This window comes from Paenibacillus albidus (genome assembly GCF_014644435.1).
In the GTDB taxonomy this organism is placed as follows: domain Bacteria; phylum Bacillota; class Bacilli; order Paenibacillales; family Paenibacillaceae; genus Paenibacillus_AQ; species Paenibacillus_AQ albidus.
Genome location: NZ_BMKR01000011.1, coordinates 99,161 through 117,485, shown reverse-complemented (window position 1 = coordinate 117,485; position 18,325 = coordinate 99,161). Strand labels below are relative to the sequence as shown.

General features: G+C 52.7%; 11 protein-coding genes and 1 riboswitch. All 11 genes read left to right on the top strand.

The features are described 5' to 3' along the window. Window positions 1-114: 114 nt before the first annotated feature. The gene (locus tag IEY53_RS15105) at window positions 115-1,569 is read left to right on the top strand and encodes an O-antigen ligase family protein (protein WP_373293868.1); all 1,455 of its coding nucleotides are present in this window, start codon (window positions 115-117) and stop codon (window positions 1,567-1,569) included. After that, a complete protein-coding gene (locus IEY53_RS15100) occupies window positions 1,535-2,923 on the top strand; it encodes a lipopolysaccharide biosynthesis protein (protein WP_189026248.1) in 1,389 nt (462 codons plus the stop codon). Before IEY53_RS15105 ends, IEY53_RS15100 begins: the two co-directional genes overlap by 35 nt. Window positions 2,924-2,942: 19 nt before the next feature. Next, a complete protein-coding gene (locus IEY53_RS15095) occupies window positions 2,943-3,797 on the top strand; it encodes a glycosyltransferase family 2 protein (protein WP_189026246.1) in 855 nt (284 codons plus the stop codon). Beyond that, a complete protein-coding gene (locus tag IEY53_RS15090) occupies window positions 3,784-4,977 on the top strand; it encodes a glycosyltransferase family 4 protein (protein WP_189026245.1) in 1,194 nt (397 codons plus the stop codon). The genes IEY53_RS15095 and IEY53_RS15090 overlap by 14 nt, the downstream gene beginning before the upstream one ends. Then, window positions 4,971-6,110, top strand: a complete 1,140-nt coding sequence (locus IEY53_RS15085) for a glycosyltransferase family 4 protein (RefSeq protein ID WP_189026243.1) — start codon at window positions 4,971-4,973, stop codon at window positions 6,108-6,110. The genes IEY53_RS15090 and IEY53_RS15085 overlap by 7 nt, the downstream gene beginning before the upstream one ends. 42 nt (window positions 6,111-6,152) lie before the next feature. Further along, window positions 6,153-7,253 carry a glycosyltransferase gene (locus IEY53_RS15080; RefSeq protein WP_189026241.1) on the top strand — a complete coding sequence of 367 codons (1,101 nt, stop codon included), beginning with the start codon at window positions 6,153-6,155 and terminating at the stop codon, window positions 7,251-7,253. Between the two features lie 4 nt (window positions 7,254-7,257). Continuing rightward, window positions 7,258-8,598, top strand: a complete 1,341-nt coding sequence (locus tag IEY53_RS15075) for a UDP-glucose dehydrogenase family protein (protein WP_189026239.1) — start codon at window positions 7,258-7,260, stop codon at window positions 8,596-8,598. A 1,207-nt stretch (window positions 8,599-9,805) separates the two neighbouring features. Then, window positions 9,806-11,179, top strand: coding sequence for a sugar phosphate nucleotidyltransferase (locus tag IEY53_RS15070; RefSeq protein WP_189026237.1), 1,374 nt, complete (start codon window positions 9,806-9,808; stop codon window positions 11,177-11,179). A gap of 138 nt (window positions 11,180-11,317) precedes the next feature. Further along, window positions 11,318-11,397: riboswitch (cyclic di-GMP riboswitch) on the top strand. 13 nt (window positions 11,398-11,410) lie between these two features. Next, on the top strand, window positions 11,411-13,747 hold the full coding sequence (locus tag IEY53_RS15065; protein ID WP_229696172.1) for a PA14 domain-containing protein: 2,337 nt from the start codon (window positions 11,411-11,413) through the stop codon (window positions 13,745-13,747). A 193-nt stretch (window positions 13,748-13,940) separates the two neighbouring features. Further along, the gene (locus IEY53_RS15055) at window positions 13,941-15,503 is read left to right on the top strand and encodes a glycosyl hydrolase (RefSeq protein ID WP_229696171.1); all 1,563 of its coding nucleotides are present in this window, start codon (window positions 13,941-13,943) and stop codon (window positions 15,501-15,503) included. Window positions 15,504-15,686: 183 nt separating this feature from the next. Then, window positions 15,687-18,233: a discoidin domain-containing protein gene (locus IEY53_RS15050; RefSeq protein WP_189026440.1), complete on the top strand. Its 2,547-nt coding sequence runs from the start codon at window positions 15,687-15,689 to the stop codon at window positions 18,231-18,233. Window positions 18,234-18,325: the final 92 nt, after the last annotated feature.

Sequence of the window (18,325 nt, the reverse complement as noted above, 5' to 3'; positions counted from 1 at the left end):
CCACAAGTGAATATGCGCTGCCTGCTTTGACCGTCCTGCGGACTGCCGGTGATCCGAAAAGCGGAGGGGGTATGAATGATGAGCCGGAATGAAGGCAGTCTTGTGCAGCCATCCATGGCGTCCCTCAAAACAGCCGGGACTATGGTTCTGGTTGCCGCCATCAGTCTGTTGCTTCCGCTGGTGATCGGTTTTGCCAGCGCCAAGCTTAGTCCTACAACCAGCTTGCAGGGAGCCGTTCTTGCCGCCATTTTGTTTCCGGCATTTCTCCTGGCTCTGCTCAGGCCAAAGCTGCTGATCGCATACACCCTGCTCATCTGGGCGGTGGCCCCGGAGCTGCGGCGGATCGCTGACTGGATGGAAGGGGTATACCACCCGGTCTCCCTGCTCAGTCTGGCACCTTTACTGACAGGAGCAACCCTGGCTATTCCGGTGCTCAGGGAGATTCACCAAACCCAGAAATCCTCCAACCGGATTATTCTGTTGTTCGCAGTAGCTCTGGGTTATGGCGCCCTGATCGGGCTGGCCAAAAACGGTATGGGTTCGGTCTATGATCTGGCCAACTATATTGTTCCGCTGCTGTTGATTCCATTCTTCGCGGTTACCCGGTTTGGTCCCAAAGATATTGACCGGCTGCTGTATGCTTTCGCCAATATTGCAGTATTGGTGGCTGTGTACGGAATTGTGCAATATCTGACGGTTCCGCCCTGGGACGCTTTCTGGATGAATCATGCGGATATGATCTCCATCGGCACGCCTTATCCTCTGGAAATCCGGGTCTTCTCGACCCTGAATTCACCCGGTCCGGCGGCAACCTTCCTGGTGTTTGCCCTGGTTCCGATGATTCTGGAGAAGAAATGGCAGGGGGCGCTGCGCTGGGTTGGCGTTCTGCTCGTAGTCATCTGCCTGCTGACGACATTGGTCCGGGCTGCATGGCTGGTTCTGCTGGTGATGCTGCTCGTCTACATTGCCTCTTCTCCCGGAAAAGGCAAATGGAAAACACTGCTGCAATTAAGTTTTGTTGCCGCCGCTTTGTTCTTCATTGTTCCCAAGCTTCCCGGAGCGGAAGGATTGGTAGCACGCATGGAGACTTTGACCTCTGTACAGGAGGATCATTCTTACAATGAACGGCTCAGCTTATGGCAGAACATGCTGCCGATGGTAGCGGCAAATCCTGTAGGCCAGGGAATCGGCAGTGTAGGACAGGGAACCAAAATTGGCAACGGCGGTGAACTGGGCGAGTACGGCAATATGGATAACGGCTTTATTGCTTTGCTGCTCACCTTCGGAGCCCTGGGCGCGTTGTTCTTCTTCACTGCCCTCGGCGCCGTTGCCAAACAGATCATGGTCAGAGTTACGAATAAGGACCACCTGCAGCCGTATGCCCGCCTTTCACTCGCGGCATGGACCGGGGCTGTAGTGAGCCTGATCTCGGACAATGGGTTCCCCGGAATGAAAGGTTACTTAATCTGGATGCTGATCGGCCTCGGCCTCAGCGCCAGAGAGATTACACAGAGCAGAAAGAAGGGAACACCACATGCAGCCATCGAACGCAAAATCACTTCCCACTAGCACGGTCTGGTCCTCATTCCGGCGCTTTACCAAGAGTAAGGACAACAGCTCGGCTGCTGTAAAGACCATGTTCGTCAGCGTCCTGATCCTGCTGCTGAACATGCTGACCGGTGTGCTGACGGCCCGGTATTTGGGGCCTACAGGGCGCGGGGAACAGACAGCTATGGTGAATTGGTCACAGTTTCTGGCGTTCAGCATGAGCTTCGGCATTCCATCGGCGTTGATATACAATGCTAAAAAAAATCCGGATGAGGCCGGGGTGCTGTATCGGATGGCCTTAATGATTGGCCTGGTCTTTGGTACCGCCGCGATGATACTTGGCATTGTGGTCCTGCCCTATTGGCTGAAATCGTACAGCGCCGATGTGGTGGCTTTTGCCCAATGGTCCATGATCCTGTGCCCGCTGATTGTGGTGTCCCAGATCAACAATGCGGCGTTTCAGTTCAGAGGGGATTACAAGAAGTTCAACTGGCTTCGTTATCTGATTCCTCTGCTTACGCTGATTATGATCGGTGTCTTGATCTGGACGGATTCGATGAATCCTTTTACCACAGCACTGGCCTATCTGGTTCCATCCGTACCGTTGTTTATCGGGATGACCCTCTCTCTGCTCCGGACCTACAAAGTGAAGATGAAGGATGCTTACCTGAACTTCAAACGATTGTTCACTTACGGGCTGGGCTCTTACGGCAACGATTTGCTTGGACAGTTCTCCTACTATATCGACCAGATTATTATCGCCGGCCTCTTGAGACCTGCGGATCTGGGACTGTATGCCGTAGCGGTGAGCTTGTCGCGGATGGTCAACTTCTTCTCCAACTCGATCACCGTTGTGCTGTTCCCCAAGGCGTCCGAATTGTCTAAGGAAGAAGCGATCAGCCTGACCTTCAAGGCCTTCCGAATCAGCACAACGTTCACCCTGCTCGGAGCGCTGATCCTGATGCTTGTCGCACCGTTCGTGATTCCGCTGCTGTACGGCAAGGACTTCAATACGGCGCTGACCGTATTCCGCCTGCTGCTGCTGGAAGTAACCATCAGCGGAGGAACGCTTATCCTGGCCCAAGCCTTCATGGCCCTGGGCAAGCCGAAATTTGTCTCCATCCTGCAAGGGGTGGGCCTGATCCTGGTCATCCCGCTGCTGTTCGTCTTCGTACCGAAGTTCGGATTGTTCGGCGCAGGTGTAGCGATGCTCTCTTCGGCAGTACTACGGTTCCTGTTCATTGTTCTAAATATCAGATACAACCTGAAAGTGAAACTTCCGCGGCTGATCATCAACGGTCAGGACATTCAGTGGATGAAGACGACGATGAATTCTTATATACGTAAAAAGCCTGTAGACACCCAAGGATCATAAAAAAAAGGAGGAGACCTTCATGGATTCAGTAAGAAGCGTGCTTGGCGGCCCGGGAAGCTACCCGATTTCGGCAGTCATCATTGCTCAGGATGACGAAATTCGAATATCCAAAGCAATTCAGTCCTGCAGACTTTTTGCCGACGAGGTTGTAGTGATCGACGGAGGGAGCAAGGACGGAACGGTGCAGCTCTCCGAGAGCTTGGACTGCCGGGTGTATGTCAACCCATGGCCGGGATATGCGAAGCAAAGAGAATTCGGAGTGGAACGCGCCGTCCATGATTGGGTCTTCCTTATTGATACTGATGAAGTGGTCAGCGACGAACTGGCCGCAGATATTCTGCAGCGTAAGCGCAGCCTCACGGATCCTGCGGTGGCTTACTCCCTGTATCGGATTGGAGACTTTCTGGGCAAATGGCTGGATCGCGGAGAATACCTGGTCCGCTTGTATAACCGCAAGCAGTATGGTATCCGCAACAGTCTGGTGCATGAAATGCCCGAGGTTTCAGAGGAACACACGGTCCGCCTGACCGGAACGCTCTGGCATCAGGGCTTCCGCAGCATCAACGACCATGTGGCCCGCTTCAACAAGTATACCGATCTGGAGGCGCAAAGCGCCTTTGCCAGCGGCAAACCTTTCCGGATCAGCCATCTGCTGCTCAGACCTCCGGCCCGTTTCCTGCAGAAGTATTTCCTGCACGGGTTGTTTAAGAAAGGGCTGGCCGGCTTCGCAGTGTCTGTGTTTTGGGTGATGTATGAATTCATGGTCGGCTTCAAGCATTACGAATTAAGCAGTTCCAGCAAGCTGGCCCAGCATAATGCACAGGGCCAGGCTGATAAGGAGAAGAAAGGGGAGAGAAGCTATGCCGTACAGTGACGGATTGAACATCATGGCGACAGGTCTAAGCTGGCCGTCATTACAGCCCGGCGGCCTCAACACTTACTTCAAATCTGTATGTGAACAGCTGTCTACCCGCAACCGGGTGCATGCGCTGATCTGCAGCCAGGAGACGCCGCCAACCCCGGAGGAGCTTATTATCCATAATGCCGGTGATCCGAAAGACAGCATCTGGAAGCGCAAGGATGCTTTTCAGCGCAAGGCTGCAGAGCTGATGGGCAACGGCAGCGGACGTATAGACGTTTTATACTCCCATTTTGCACCGTATGGCATTGGCCCTGCTATTGAAGCCAAGAAACGGGGCATTCCGGTAATTATGACCTTCCATGGTCCCTGGAATGAAGAGATGAAGATCGAAGGCGCGGGCATTAAACACCGGGTCAAGACCACCATCGCCAAATCCATAGAACGTAAAGCCTACAAGCTGGCTGACAAATTTATTGTGCTCAGCGAGACATTCCGTGACATGCTGCATACGCTGCACGGGGTGCCGCTTCATCAAATTATTCTGATTCCGGGAGCCGCCAATGTGGGACGTTTTGTCCCGGCGACCAACAAGCTGGCGATCCGCCGGACGCTGAATCTGCCGGAGGGGGCTACAACGGTCCTGACTGTGCGCAGACTCGTGAACCGGATGGGACTGCTTCAGCTGCTGGAAGCTTGGCGGCAAGTATCGGAACGCTTTCCGAACGCCATTCTGCTGATCGGCGGCAAGGGGCCGCTGCGCGGGGAGCTGGAGGCAAAGATCGCCGATTACGGGCTCAGCAACAAAGTGAAGCTGCTTGGCTACATCCCCGATCATGAATTGACCTCGTATTATCAGGCTGCGGATATGTTCGTAGTCCCTTCCCAAGCACTTGAAGGTTTCGGTCTGATCACCGTTGAGGCTCTTTCAAGCGGGCTGCCGGTGATGGCGACCCCGATTGGCGGCAACAAGGAGATCCTCCAGGGCTTCCGTCCGGAGCTGCTGTTCAAAAGTGCCGCAAGCGACGATATGGCCGAAGGTATGATTCATATGCTCAGCAACCGCAAGCTGCTCCCGGGCCGGGACGAATGCCGGGGGCATGTACTGGAGAAATACACCTGGGAGCATGTAGCGGATCAAGTGGAGTCCGTCTTCCTGGAATCGCTCGGGAAAGGGGTGGCGGCCGGATGCTGAGAGTAGCTTATATTGACCACACCGCGAAATGGAGCGGTGGAGAAGTGGCCTTGTTCAACATCCTTACCAATATCGGTGACCAGATTGAGCCGCTTGTCATTCTGGCGGAAGAAGGTGCCCTGGCCGAACGGCTCAGGGAAAAAGGTATCGATGTCCGCGTCATCCCGCTCGATGAGAGCATCCGCAGCCGTGGCCGGAATGCCGTCAACCTGGGTGCACCTGCGGCAGCCATGGGGCTTCTGGCTTACGGCCGCAAGCTGGCCCCGCTGCTGAAGCAGGAGAAGGTGGACTGCGTGCATACCAATTCCCTGAAGTCGGCGTTCTATGGAGCCGTCGCCGCCAAAAAGGCGGGCATTCCGCTGATCTGGCATATCCGGGATCACATCGGTGCCCCGTACCTCAAGCCGGTGGTAGCGAAAGCGATCCGGTTAATGTCGCGGATGCTCCCGAATGGGGTCATCGCGAACTCCCATTCCACGCTGAATGCGCTGGAGCTGCCGCGTTCCAAAAAGACCCTTGTGGTCTACTCGGCCTTCGCCAAAGCGATTGGGAACGGCATCGGCCTGCGGGACCAGAAGGACTTCAATGTTCTGCTGGTGGGCCGGCTGGCGAACTGGAAAGGCCAGCATATCCTGCTGGAAGCAGCCAAACGTTTCAAGAATGACAAACGGGTGAAATTCTGGCTGGCAGGCGATGCCTTGTTCGGCGAAGAGGCCTATAAGCAGGAACTGATAGATACGATGGAACGCGAAGGACTCACGAATGTAAGTCTGCTGGGCCATGTGGAGGATATTCAGGGCCTGATGCAGACAGCCGATTTACTGGTACACACTTCGATTACGCCTGAACCGTTCGGCCAGGTGATTGTTGAAGGCATGGCGGCAGGACTGCCGGTGATCGCCTCCAATGAAGGCGGACCGGTAGAAATAGTAGTGCCCGGTGTAACGGGGCTGCTGATCCAGCCTGGCGATCCGGTCATTCTAGCGAATTCGATTTCCTGGATGCTGAATCATCCGGAGGAACGGAGAACGATGGCCGAAAGTGGAATGAGGCGCGTAAAAGAGCATTTTGTGATCGAGAATACGGTCAAGGACATTGTCAACTATTACAAAGGTCTGCTGGCGGGCACCTGAATCTAAACGATGATGCTCCATAAAACTTTGAGGATGATTCACATGAAAATTGCGATAGCACACGATTACTTAATCCAAATGGGCGGAGCGGAAAGAGTAGTGGAGGTATTCCACCAGATGTATCCGGAGGCTCCGATCTATACCACTGTTTTTAATGGAAGCGGCTTGACTGACAACCTCAAAGATGCGGATATCCGGGCCTCCTGGCTGCAAAAGATTCCGGGAGTCAAAGCCAATTTTAAAGGGGTATTGCCGCTTTATCCTATGGCAATCCGTGATTTGGACTTTCGCGGTTTCGATATCGTCCTGAGTTCAAGCAGTGCTTTTATGAAAAGCATTCAGGTACCGAAGCATACCTTTCATCTGTGTTATTGCCATACACCCATGCGGTTCGCCTGGGACTATGACACTTACATGGAACGGCAGTCCAATTCCGGCCTGTTCAAACGATTGCTGAAGGTATATATGCAGCAGCTCAAGACCTGGGACCAGCGCACTTCTAAGAATGTGAACCAGTTCGTGGCCAACTCTTCCGTGGTGAAGACGCGGATTCAGAACTATTATCACCGTGAAGCGGATGTGATCTTTCCACCGATCAATACATCCCGGTTCGCAAGCTCGAAGTCCATCGGAGATTATTATCTGATCGTGTCGCGGCTGGTGTCCTACAAGCGGATTGATCTGGCGGTAGAAGCATTCAACCGCAACGGACTGAAGCTGTATATCGTAGGCGACGGCCCGGACCGCAAACGTCTGGAGGGAATGGCTAAAGACAATGTCTCCTTCCTGGGAAGACTTGAGGATGAACAGGTAACGGGGCTTATGGCGCAGTGCCGGGCGTTTATTTTTCCGGGGGAAGAGGATTTCGGGATTACACCGCTGGAAGCCAATGCTGCAGGAAGACCCGTAATTGCCTATCAGGCAGGTGGGGCGCTCGATACCATTATCCCCTATGTCAACGGCGTATTCTTCAAGCATCAGGAAGTCGAAGACTTGCTGGGCGCCATTAACGAGGTGGAATCCTATGATTGGGATATCAGCCAGATCATGGGCCACGCCCAGAAATTTGATGAACAGAACTTTATGGTTCAGTTCAAGCAGTACGTCGAACAGGCTTATGTGAATTTTCTAAAAGGAGGATGATTGTATGAAGCTGGCAGTAATCGGTACCGGCTATGTCGGTCTTGTATCAGGCGTGTGTTTTACACTGAACGGTAATCATGTCATCTGCGTGGATAAGGATCAAGAGAAGATCAGCAAGCTGAACCGGATGGAATCGCCCATCTATGAGCCGGGGATTGAGGCGTTGATTGAAATGAATCTCCGTGAGGGAAGGTTATCCTTCTCTGCGGATCTTCAGGACTCGGTTCGCCGCTCCGACATCGTTATCCTTGCAGTAGGAACGCCTTCCCTGCCTAACGGTGAAGCAGATTTGCGCTATATCGAAGGAGCTGCCGCCGAAATCGGCCAGGCCATGGAAGGCTACAAAATCATCATGACCAAATCAACCGTTCCTGTAGGCACAAATGAGAAAATCCGCAGCATGATCGCCGCTCATACGAATCATCCTTTCGATATCGTCTCCGCTCCCGAGTTCCTGCGTGAAGGCTCGGCGATTCAGGATACGCTGCATCCCGACCGGATCATTATCGGCCTGGATAACCCGGCACTCGAAGATACCATGCGTGAGCTGCACAAAGGGTTCACCGACAATGTCTTTGTAACGGATATCCGCAGTGCGGAAATGATCAAATATGCGTCCAATGCCTTTTTGGCCACCAAGATTTCATTCATCAATGAAATTGCGAATATTTGTGAAAAAGTGGGAGCTGATGTGACCGAGGTGGCGCAGGGAATGGGAATGGACCGCAGAATCGGTTCCTCGTTCCTTCAGGCCGGAATTGGTTACGGCGGCTCCTGCTTTCCAAAGGATACCAATGCGCTGATTCAAATCGCCGGCAACGTCGATTATGAGTTCAAACTGCTGGAGTCGGTGGTCGAGGTGAATAAGGGGCAGCGGTTCATGATTATCTCCAAGCTGCACGAATCCCTCGGAAGCCTGCGCGGGGCGGTTATCGGCATCTGGGGGCTGGCTTTCAAGCCGAACACCGATGATGTCCGCGAGGCGCCGGCCCGGGAAATCGTAGAGGCGCTTGTGGCAGAGGGTGCTACGGTTAAGCTCTACGATCCGATTGCGGCTGACAACTTCAGACAGCAATACGATCATCCGAATCTCCGCTGGTGCGGCCTGCCGGAAGAAGCCGCAGCAGGCAGCGATGCCGTCTGCCTGCTGACCGACTGGAGTGTCTTCAAGGACATTAACCTGCACAAGCTGGCGGAGAGCATGCGCCGCCAGGTACTGATTGACGGCCGCAATGTCTACTCCAAGGAGCAGATCGAAGGCACCGGCCTTACGTATCATTCCGTCGGCCGCCCGCAAATGGGCGGGCTCAGCGGGTACTCGGCGGATGCTGTCGGTGTGGTGTAGGGGTTACCTGCTGATCTTGGCGTCGATTAGCGGGAAAACCACCCGCTAATTCAGCGAAACAACCATTTATAGCCCAATCTCGCAAAATTAGCGGGCGGAATTCCCGCTAACTGACCAAAAGTAGCCAAAAGCAGCCCGTTAGCGGGTGGAATTCCCGCTAACGAGCCCTGGGAGTCCCGCCTGCGGCCGCCCGCAAATGGGCGGGCTCGGCGGGTACTCGCCGGATGCTGTCGGTGTGGTGTAGGGGTTACCTGCTGGTCTTGGCGATTAGCGGGAAAACCACCCGTTAATTCACACTAAGGACACCCAAATGATGAGTTAACGGGAAAAACACCCACTAATTCAGCGAAACAGCCATTTTTGGCCCAATCTCGCAAAGTTAGCGGGCGGAATTCCCGCTAACTGACCAGAAGCAGCCAAAAGCAGCCCGTTAGCGGGTGGAATTCCCGCTAACGAGCCCAGGGAGTCCCGCCTGCGGCTGGAACAGCCCGCGGGCATTGACTCCGACAGAGTTTAATCCAGCGTATCAGCTGGAAGTGGCGCACTTGCTCTTGACGTTGCCTTTGCTCTTAGCTCTTGACGTTGCTCTTAGCTCTTGACGTTGCTCTTGGCTCTTGGCGTAGCCAAACCAACCCGTTAGCGGGAGAAATTCCCGCTAACGGGTCCAGGGAGTCCCGCCTGCGGCTGGAACAGCCCGCGGGCAATGACTCCGGCAGGGTTTAATCCAGCGTATCAGCTGGAAGTGGCGAACTAGCTCTTGACGTTGCCTTTGCTCTTAGCTCTTGACGTTGCCTTTGCTCTTAGCTCTTGGCGTTGCCTTTTGCTCTTGCCTCTTGCCTTTAGTTCTTGCCCGTTCATTGCCGCCCATCCAAGCGGCCAATATGCGAATCTTTAGCAAGGAGTTTCACCGGAGCTGGGACAGCCCGATGGTGGATTGCCTTTAAAAAAAGAGTTAAGGAAGAGCGGAGAGGAATTTTGGAACTGTAGGAGCGTAGCGTCCGCCTTTGTCTCCGGATTTCTACCGCGGCAGTGGTATATCATCAGGAAATCTGGAGACAACAGCCGGCCGAAAGTCCAAACATTCATCGCAGCGGCCATCTTAACTATGGCTTTAAAGTCATTCCAGCTAGGCGTTAACAGCCAAGCTGAAGCTCATGTATAACCATTCCAATATTTCCGCGTCACAACATAACGAGGAGGGTTCACTATGAAACTGGTACTTTTATCAGGCGGTTCAGGTAAACGGCTCTGGCCACTATCCAATGACTCACGTTCGAAGCAATTTCTAAAGGTCCTGGAAAGCCCGCAGGGTGAGCCGGAATCCATGGTACAACGAGTGTGGAGACAATTGCAGGAGACAGGAATGGCCGACTCTTCCTACCTCGCTACAGGACGGGGACAGGTAGAAATGATCCAAAGCCAGCTGGGCAGCGAAGTGCCGATCATCGTTGAGCCGGAGCGCCGTGATACCTTCCCGGCCATTGCCCTGACCGCTACTTATCTGTATTCGGTAGTAGGGGTATCGCCTTCGGAGACGGTAGCTATTTTGCCGGTCGATCCATATGTGGAAGCGTCCTTCTTTGAAACTGTAGCGCAGCTGGAACAAACGATGCAGGAGAGCGGTGCGAATCTGGCACTGATGGGAGTAGTCCCTGAGCATGCTTCGGAGAAATACGGATATATCATTCCCACCACTGAACAGGCAGGGGAAAGCGGATATATGCGGGTCAGCCATTTTCAGGAGAAACCGGAACGTAAGCAGGCCGAAGAGCTCATAAGCCGCAATGCCTTGTGGAACTGCGGCGTGTTTGCCTTCCGTTTGGGATATCTGCTCGATATTTTGCAGCGTAAAGGGCTGCCTCTGAATTATGAAGAATTGCAAAAGCAGTACAAACTGCTGTCCTCCATCAGCTTTGACTATGAAGTGGTGGAAAAGGAAGAAAATATCGTGGTTCAGCCCTACGCCGGATTCTGGAAGGACCTGGGCACCTGGAACACGCTTACCGAGGAAATGAGCAGCAACCATGTAGGCAAAGGGTTTGTGACCGCCGACTCCGAAGGGACCTGCCTGGTCAATGAGCTGGACATTCCGATCACCGTGATCGGGGCGAAGGATCTCATTATCGCGGCCAGCCCGGACGGCATTCTGGTGACGCACAAAGCGGAAAGCCCGCGGATTAAGGAAGTGCTGAAGTCTTTTGAGCAAAGACCGATGTTTGAGGAACGCCGTTGGGGTCACTACCGTGTCATTGATTATGTGAAATATGAAGAGGGCAATGAAGTGCTGACGAAGCGGATTTGTATCTCTGCAGGCAAAAATATCAGCTACCAGCTGCACCGCAAACGCAGTGAGATTTGGACCATTATCAGCGGGGAAGCAAGCATTGTGCTGAATGAAAAAATGCATAATGTGAAGGCAGGCGATGTGGTGCGCATTCCGGAAGGGACCAAACATGCCATTCTGGCCCTGACCGATGTGGAATTTATCGAGGTGCAAACCGGCTCGGAGCTGGTGGAAGAGGATAATATCCGCATTACGCTGGACTGGGAAGACATAGAACTACAGCAGTTTATCTCATAGGCCTAAACTATCTATTTAACCAAACGGCAGCTGGATAAAACAGGTAAAAAGACTCATTTATTATAGAACTTTCGCAAATACACTAAACTATAATTTCATAGAGTCGATACTTACGTTAAGAGGGATGGAATTCCTTCAAAAACGAAAAGGCAAACCTATCGAAAGGTAGGGACGCAAAGCTATAGGGCCTTCGCAAGAGTGGCAGCCTGGCTACCGAAAGGAAGATGAATTTTGAAAGCTTATCGTACGTATCGACTTCTCTGCATGTGCCTGTCCTTTGTCTTGTTGCTGACGGCCATTCCCCTGGGAATGGGGTTGGCACCTTCAACGGCAGGAGCAGCCTCCGGCACTGACGCTCCGGTGAATGCACGGGCTTCGGCTGAAGCTGCTGAACTGCTGGAGTACCTGTATTCCATTTCCGGAAAAGCGACCATTGCTGGACAACACGACTATCTGGAAAGCCCGGATGAATTCAACAACAAATTGAAAGCAACCAGCGGCAAATATGCTGCACTGCATGGGTATGAGCTTGGGGCGATCAGCGGACAGTCTTCCGCCGCCGTGGCGTGGTATCGTCAGAATGTCGTGAACAGTGCCATAAAGTGGAGTAATAACGGCGGGATGGTCACGATGACCTATCATGCAAATCTGCCGGGTACCTCCTACGATTGGTCCAATGTCTCCAGAAGTCTCAGCCAGACGGAGTTCAATAAGTATGTGACACCGGGTACGGTGCAATACAACCACCTGATTGCCGAACTCGACAAGGTAGCCGTATCTTTAAAAAGCCTGCGTGATGCCGGTGTGCCCGTATTATGGAGACCTTACCATGAGATGAACGGGAACTGGTTCTGGTGGGGGAAGAAAAATAATTTCTCGACACTATGGAATATTATGTATGACCGTTTTGTCAACGTTCATCAATTAAACAATCTGTTGTGGGTCTGGAGCCCGAACGCACCGAATGCCTGGGCTGATCCTTATGCCCTGACCTATCCGGGTGCGGATAAGGTTGATATCCTGGCAGCAGATATATACGAAAATGATTATAGACAGAGCTATTACGACAGCTTGGTGAGCCTGGCCGGGAATAAGCCAATCGCCATTGGAGAGAACGGGGAAATGCCCGACCCGAATAAAGTGCTGCAAAAGCAAAACAGATGGGTATATATGATGAACTGGGGAAAAATGCTGTATGAGAACAACAGCAATACCACCATCAAAAATTTTATGAACAGCGACGTGACATTGACCCGGGAGGACTATAAATCGGGAGTGATCCCATCCGCTGCACCAACAGTAAAGCCGGCACCAACAGTAACACCGACACCGACACCGACACCGATAGTAACACCGACACCGACAGCCAAACCAACGGCAATCCCGACTACAACACCCGTTGTTTCCAAACCGACTCCTTCCCCTACCCCTGACGATAATAATGGAATTGAGCTTCCGCTGGTGAATGGGTTGAAGGGGGAATATTATAGCAATGCCAAGCTGTCCGGCGCTGCTGCTGTGACCCGGAAGGATAATGCCATTGATTTCAACTGGCGGCAGGGAACTCCGGATCCGGCACTTGGCGTGAACTATTTCTCCGTACGCTGGAGCGGGAAAATCAAGCCATTATACACCGAAACATATAATATTTACACGACTTCGGATGATGGCATCCGGGTGTGGGTGAACGGCCAACCGGTAATTGACAGCTGGGCCAAGCAGAGCGGCACTGAACGTATGGGCAGCATTGCTCTGAAGGGTGGCCAGCTGGCTGATATCAAAGTGGAATATTATGAAAATGAGGGAGATGCGCGGGTACGCCTGCTGTGGGAAAGTTCCAGCCAGGTTAAATCAATGGTGCCTTCCAGTGCATTGTTCTTAAATCCGCTATCTGCAAGCGAAGATGCAGCGGCCCTCCCTGTTGTGGAGATTACTGAGCCAACGGCTGCACCAACTGCAGTGAATGAGGCCACACCGGTCCCAACAGCGACCCCGGCTGCCACAAATGAGGCCACGCCGGTACCTGTACCGACACCAACTGCTGCAATTGAAATCACGCCATCACCTGACGTGACATCGGTACCCATGCCGGAACCGCTGCCTGAAATTATTGTGGAGCCTGCTGATCCGCAGCCTGTACTGAACGGGCTGCAAGCAGAATACTTCAATAATATGCAGCTTTCCGGTGAGCCGGAGGTGAGGCGGACCGATGCACAGCTTGATTTCAATTGGCGGTTGACATCGCCGGATGAGAGCAAGCTGGGCGCCGATTTCTTCTCGGTTCGCTGGAGCGGACGAATCAAACCATTATATAGTGAAACCTACCAAATCTACACGACTTCAGATGATGGTATCCGCGTCTGGATTGACGGCAATCTGATCATTGACAGCTGGGTTAAGCAGAGCGGCACCGAGCGCCAGGGAAGCATTAGTCTGGACGCCGGACAGCTCTATGATATCAAAGTAGAGTATTATGAGAATCAGGGGGACGCCAGAGCGCGGCTGATGTGGGAGAGTCCAAGTCAGTTGAAGGAAACCGTTCCTGGCAGTGCGCTTTTTCTCCCATAGGCTTTAGAACCCTGAACGCTGACATCCGCATGTCCCACAGCCGTTGATACCGGTTAAGCAGTTACGAGAATTCTTAATAGTCGAGCCTAAAGTGGCCCTGCTTATGGCAGGGCCACAAAGCTATAGTCCACATGGCCTCACAAGATGCTTGTCCTAGAAAAGGGTCATCATTCAGTGATGCCATGAGGGCCCAATGGCCAACGAAAGGGGAATTACGTTGAACACTTACCGTAAATATCGTCTGTTTACTATGTTTTTGCCAGTAGTACTGCTAAGTTTGCTCCCGTGGGGAGAGGCGAAAGACCTTACTCCGGTTACCAGTGCCACCTCGAAAGTCTCTTCAGTTTCCACCACGGTGAAGTTCGGCCATCCCGTCAATCCTTCGGCATCCCCTGAGGCCCGTGAGCTGCTAAGTTATCTGGTGAATCTCAGCGGGAAAGGCATGATATCGGGCCAGCATGATTATTTGGAGAGCCCGGATGAGTATAACAATAAGCTGAAGAAAGCCAGTGGCCAGCATGCATTTCTGCATGGCTATGAACTCGGCGCACTGAACAATCAGTCTGCGGAGAAAGTGGCCTGGCAGCGCCAAAACGTGGTGGAGAGCGCCATAAAATGGCATGAAGGCGGGGGCATCGTAGCGATGACCTTCCACCAGAATTTGCCGGGCACCTCGCCCGAGTGGTCCAATGTGTCCATGAATCTGAGCCAGTCCCGGTTTGACAGATACGTTACTCCGGGAACCTCGGAGTATAAGAGCCTTCTTGCCGAGCTGGACGATGCGGCTGTATACCTGGGAGAACTGCGTGATGCAGGGGTTCCTGTGCTGTGGCGGCCTTACCATGAAATGAACGGCGGCTGGTTCTGGTGGGGGAAAAAGGACAATTTCTCCGAGCTCTGGAACATCATGTATGATCGTTTTGTAAATACACATAAGCTGGACAATCTGCTGTGGGTCTGGAATCCGAATGCGCCGAATGATTGGGCCGATCCCTATAACGGCTACTATCCCGGAGCAGACAAAGTGGACGTACTGGCGGCTGATATTTACAACAACGATTACAAGCAATCCCACTACGACAGTCTGCTGGAGCTTGCTTCAGGAAAACCGATCGGAATTGGTGAGAGCGGAGAGCTTCCGGATCCGGCCGTCTTATCCGAGACTCAGAGCAAGTGGGTCTATATGATGACCTGGGGTAAAATGCTGACAGAAAACAACAGTACGCAGGAGATCAAGAGCTTCATGAGCAATCAATACACGGTCTCCAAAGAAGATTATTCCAAGGCGGCCCCACCCAAGCCTGTACCAGAGCCTGCGGAAACGGTCTCGCGCAATGGTCTAAAGGCAGAATACTTCAACAATGCCGAGCTGTCGGGTCAACCGGTGCTGAGCCGCAATGACAGCCGGATCGATTTCAACTGGCATAAAGACTCACCGGGAACCGGATTGGGCAAAGATTCCTTTTCAGTACGCTGGAGCGGCAAGATCAAACCGGTGTACAGTGAGAAATATACGTTCTCGGCTTCTGCCGATGATGGGGTCCGTGTTTATATCGACGGCAAGCTGGTCATTGACAGCTGGAAGAACCAAAGCGGAGTGGACCATAAAGGAAGCATTATGCTGACTGCCGGGACACTTTATGATATCAAGGTCGAATATTATGAGAACCGCGGGGATGCCAGTGTACGTTTGATGTGGGAAAGCGAGCGCCAGAAGTTGGCCATTGTTCCCCGAAATGCACTATTCTTTCAATAATGAAATAGTACATTATGGGCAGACATTCCGAAAGAAAGCGAGGCCAAGGGAATGAGGACGAAGATAACCACAAACAAAATCTTGAAGATTATTATAAAATTCGCAGCATTGACTGTCTTGTTTCTATTAACTGTCTCGGTCTTCGGAACGGATGGAACGAAGCAGGATAATGTGGAGGTTGACATGTCCGAATGGTCGGCGGCCAATGAGGCAGGTCCGGAAATGCCGGAAGGTACACTTCTGTGGAAGATGGGGGAGCATGACGGATCGTCGCGCGAGTTCGCTGAAGCGAGCTCTTCCCGTGCCAAGGGGACTCTGGATGTAACCTCTTCCTCTTCAAAGACTGCAAGGCTGCAGAGCATCCCCACCGGGCTGAACGGAGCGACCAACCCCGAGCTACGGATTAATTATCAACTGGATAAGATCCCGGCCAACGGGGTCTTATTCCGCGTAGGCATTATTGAAGCCTATAAGTCTGTACCGCAGATGAGCGTCTTTTCCAACCAGCAGCTGTCGGGCATCATTCAGATTGCAGGGGTTTCGGGGACAGACAATGATTACAGTTTCCGCAAAACCTATGAGCTCTACATCCCGAAGGAGCAGCTGCAGACAGGCACGAACGAGCTGAAGCTGCAGGCGGCCAGAGGGCTGTACTCCTCGGATAAAGAGGATCAGTACAACTGGTGGACCTGGGATGATTTAAGTCTGGAAGCGCTGAATGCTCCGATTAAGGAACCTATTCATGGCAGTTATACTCTTACGGGCACTATGGTGAACAACAAGCAGTTTTATTTTGACGAAGGCGCGGTTTCCCATCTGCCCTATATTATGAAATGGCTGGGTGTAGCCTACAGCGGAAATATTATGCGTACCAGTTGTGCCAGTGATGTAGGGCGCTCCTGCTCTAACATGGAGGAGTATTACAAGGTGCTGAAGGATTACAATATGCAGGCGGTTGCGCTGTATTTGTATACCGGAGATATCAAGCTGGAAGCGGACGGGTCGCTGCCGGAGGATGCGGAGAAAAAGCTGACGGATTATTTTGAGAAATACAGCCCGTATTTCCAGTATTATGAGGTCGATAATGAGCCGGGGTTATTCAACCGTTCCAAGGCAGTTAATCTGGCCATTGCCGAATGGCTGAAGTCGAAGGGCAAAACGATTGCCCCGCACCTGCAGACAGTTGCTCCGGGCTGGGCCTACTGGCCGGGCTTCAAGGAGGATACCTGCGGCAACCAGAAAGGCGCGGTTCGCCAATGCGGCGATCCGGATGGCTGGGAACGTGATCCGGATCAGCGGCTGGAGCTGGAGAAAGTAACGGATTTGACCAACGGGCACTCTTATGGGGAATCCTATATTTTCAGCGGCGGCGGCAGCTTTACAGAGAATTTGAAGACATTTGGCGGAGCGACAAACGGACTGAGCAAAAAAATGCTCACCACCGAATTCGGAACCTCCGACAGCCATGTCGATGCCTATCAATATGGAGCCAAACAGCGGACGTCGGCGGTGTTCGACCGGATTATGCGCGCGCATGTGGGTTATGCCGATATGTTTGTGCAGCATGCTGCTTTTTTCAAGGAATTCAGCTTGTTCAAATACGGCTTTAACCTGGAAGATCATGACCCGGCCCAAACAGAGATTTATTACACCAAGGAGGGTGAAGATTCACGCGTCAGCATCATGAGAAGACTTAGTCTGGCCTATGCCACGCATGGGGCTCCGCTGACCTACGAGATCACGAACAAAAACGATCTGGCCGACAAGCTGGTTTATGTCCGGGCTGTGGATACCTCAACTCTGGAGCCGCTTGCGGGTACAGGGGCGACCTCCAATAAGGTGCTGGTTAATTTTGTGAACTTCGAAAATACACCACAGACCGTCAGCGTAAATGTAACCATGCCCAAACAGACGGTATACGAAGGCGAACGCTTCGGCAATGGAGATACGTATGAGCAGGCCCGCAGTTATGTAACAGGTAAAAAAGCTTCGCCTGTGATGACCTTTACAGAGACTTTGGCCCCCGGTGAGGCGGTACAGTATATTCTGGAACCGTCCTCGGAGCTGAAGGCCTCTGCCCCGCAAGGACTCAAAGCTGCAGCTGCAAAAGGTTTAACTATGCAGCTCGGCTGGCTGGAGGCCCCGGGAGCAAGTTATGATGTGCTCCGGGCCGACGGCTCAGGCGGTGAACTAAAAGTGGTAGCTTCCAAAGTCAAGAGCACCCAATTTACCGACCGCAATCTGCAGGAGGGCGAAGTGTACACGTATGCGGTAAGAGTCACCGGGACAACCCTAAAATCCGAAAGTGTACAGATTACGGCGACCGGACTGGTCCCGCTGGACCGGACGGATTGGACGGCCACTTCGAATGTGAATCAGAAAGGCTCTAATCCGTGGAGTGCCATTGACGGGGACAGGCGTACCCGCTGGGATACCGGGAAACATCAAGCCTCCGGTGAATATTACCAGATTGATCTGGGGAAAGCCTATAGTATTGAACGGATTGACCTGGACAGCTCCCTATCCGCTTATGATTACCCCAGGGGATATGAAGTGTTGGTCTCGGATGATGCGAAGAACTGGAAGCGGGTAGATTCCGGCAAAGGTAAAATGGAGATGACTACCGCTCTATTCGATGCTGTAAAAACAAGGTATGTAAGAATTTTGCAGACCGGCTCTGGCGGAAACTACTGGTCCATCCAAGAAATTCAGATTTATTCCAGAGAATAAAGGGATCAGGCGGTGAGAATTCCCGTGCGTCTTCCTCCGAACAGCCTCCGTGCGCACCTAAGCCGCTGAGGTTTTTTGTGTTGTATGGGGGG

Excerpts from the sequence above, each read along its gene's own strand:
- IEY53_RS15070 (WP_189026237.1), top strand. The coding sequence starts at position 9,806 with ATGAAACTGGTACTTTTATCAGGCGGTTCAGGTAAACGGCTCTGGCCA.
- IEY53_RS15085 (WP_189026243.1), top strand. The coding sequence starts at position 4,971 with ATGCTGAGAGTAGCTTATATTGACCACACCGCGAAATGGAGCGGTGGA.
- IEY53_RS15100 (WP_189026248.1), top strand. The coding sequence starts at position 1,535 with ATGCAGCCATCGAACGCAAAATCACTTCCCACTAGCACGGTCTGGTCC.
- IEY53_RS15095 (WP_189026246.1), top strand. The coding sequence starts at position 2,943 with ATGGATTCAGTAAGAAGCGTGCTTGGCGGCCCGGGAAGCTACCCGATT.
- IEY53_RS15080 (WP_189026241.1), top strand. The coding sequence starts at position 6,153 with ATGAAAATTGCGATAGCACACGATTACTTAATCCAAATGGGCGGAGCG.
- IEY53_RS15055 (WP_229696171.1), top strand. The coding sequence starts at position 13,941 with ATGGCCAACGAAAGGGGAATTACGTTGAACACTTACCGTAAATATCGT.
- IEY53_RS15050 (WP_189026440.1), top strand. The coding sequence starts at position 15,687 with ATGTCCGAATGGTCGGCGGCCAATGAGGCAGGTCCGGAAATGCCGGAA.
- IEY53_RS15090 (WP_189026245.1), top strand. The coding sequence starts at position 3,784 with ATGCCGTACAGTGACGGATTGAACATCATGGCGACAGGTCTAAGCTGG.
- IEY53_RS15105 (WP_373293868.1), top strand. The coding sequence starts at position 115 with ATGGCGTCCCTCAAAACAGCCGGGACTATGGTTCTGGTTGCCGCCATC.
- IEY53_RS15075 (WP_189026239.1), top strand. The coding sequence starts at position 7,258 with ATGAAGCTGGCAGTAATCGGTACCGGCTATGTCGGTCTTGTATCAGGC.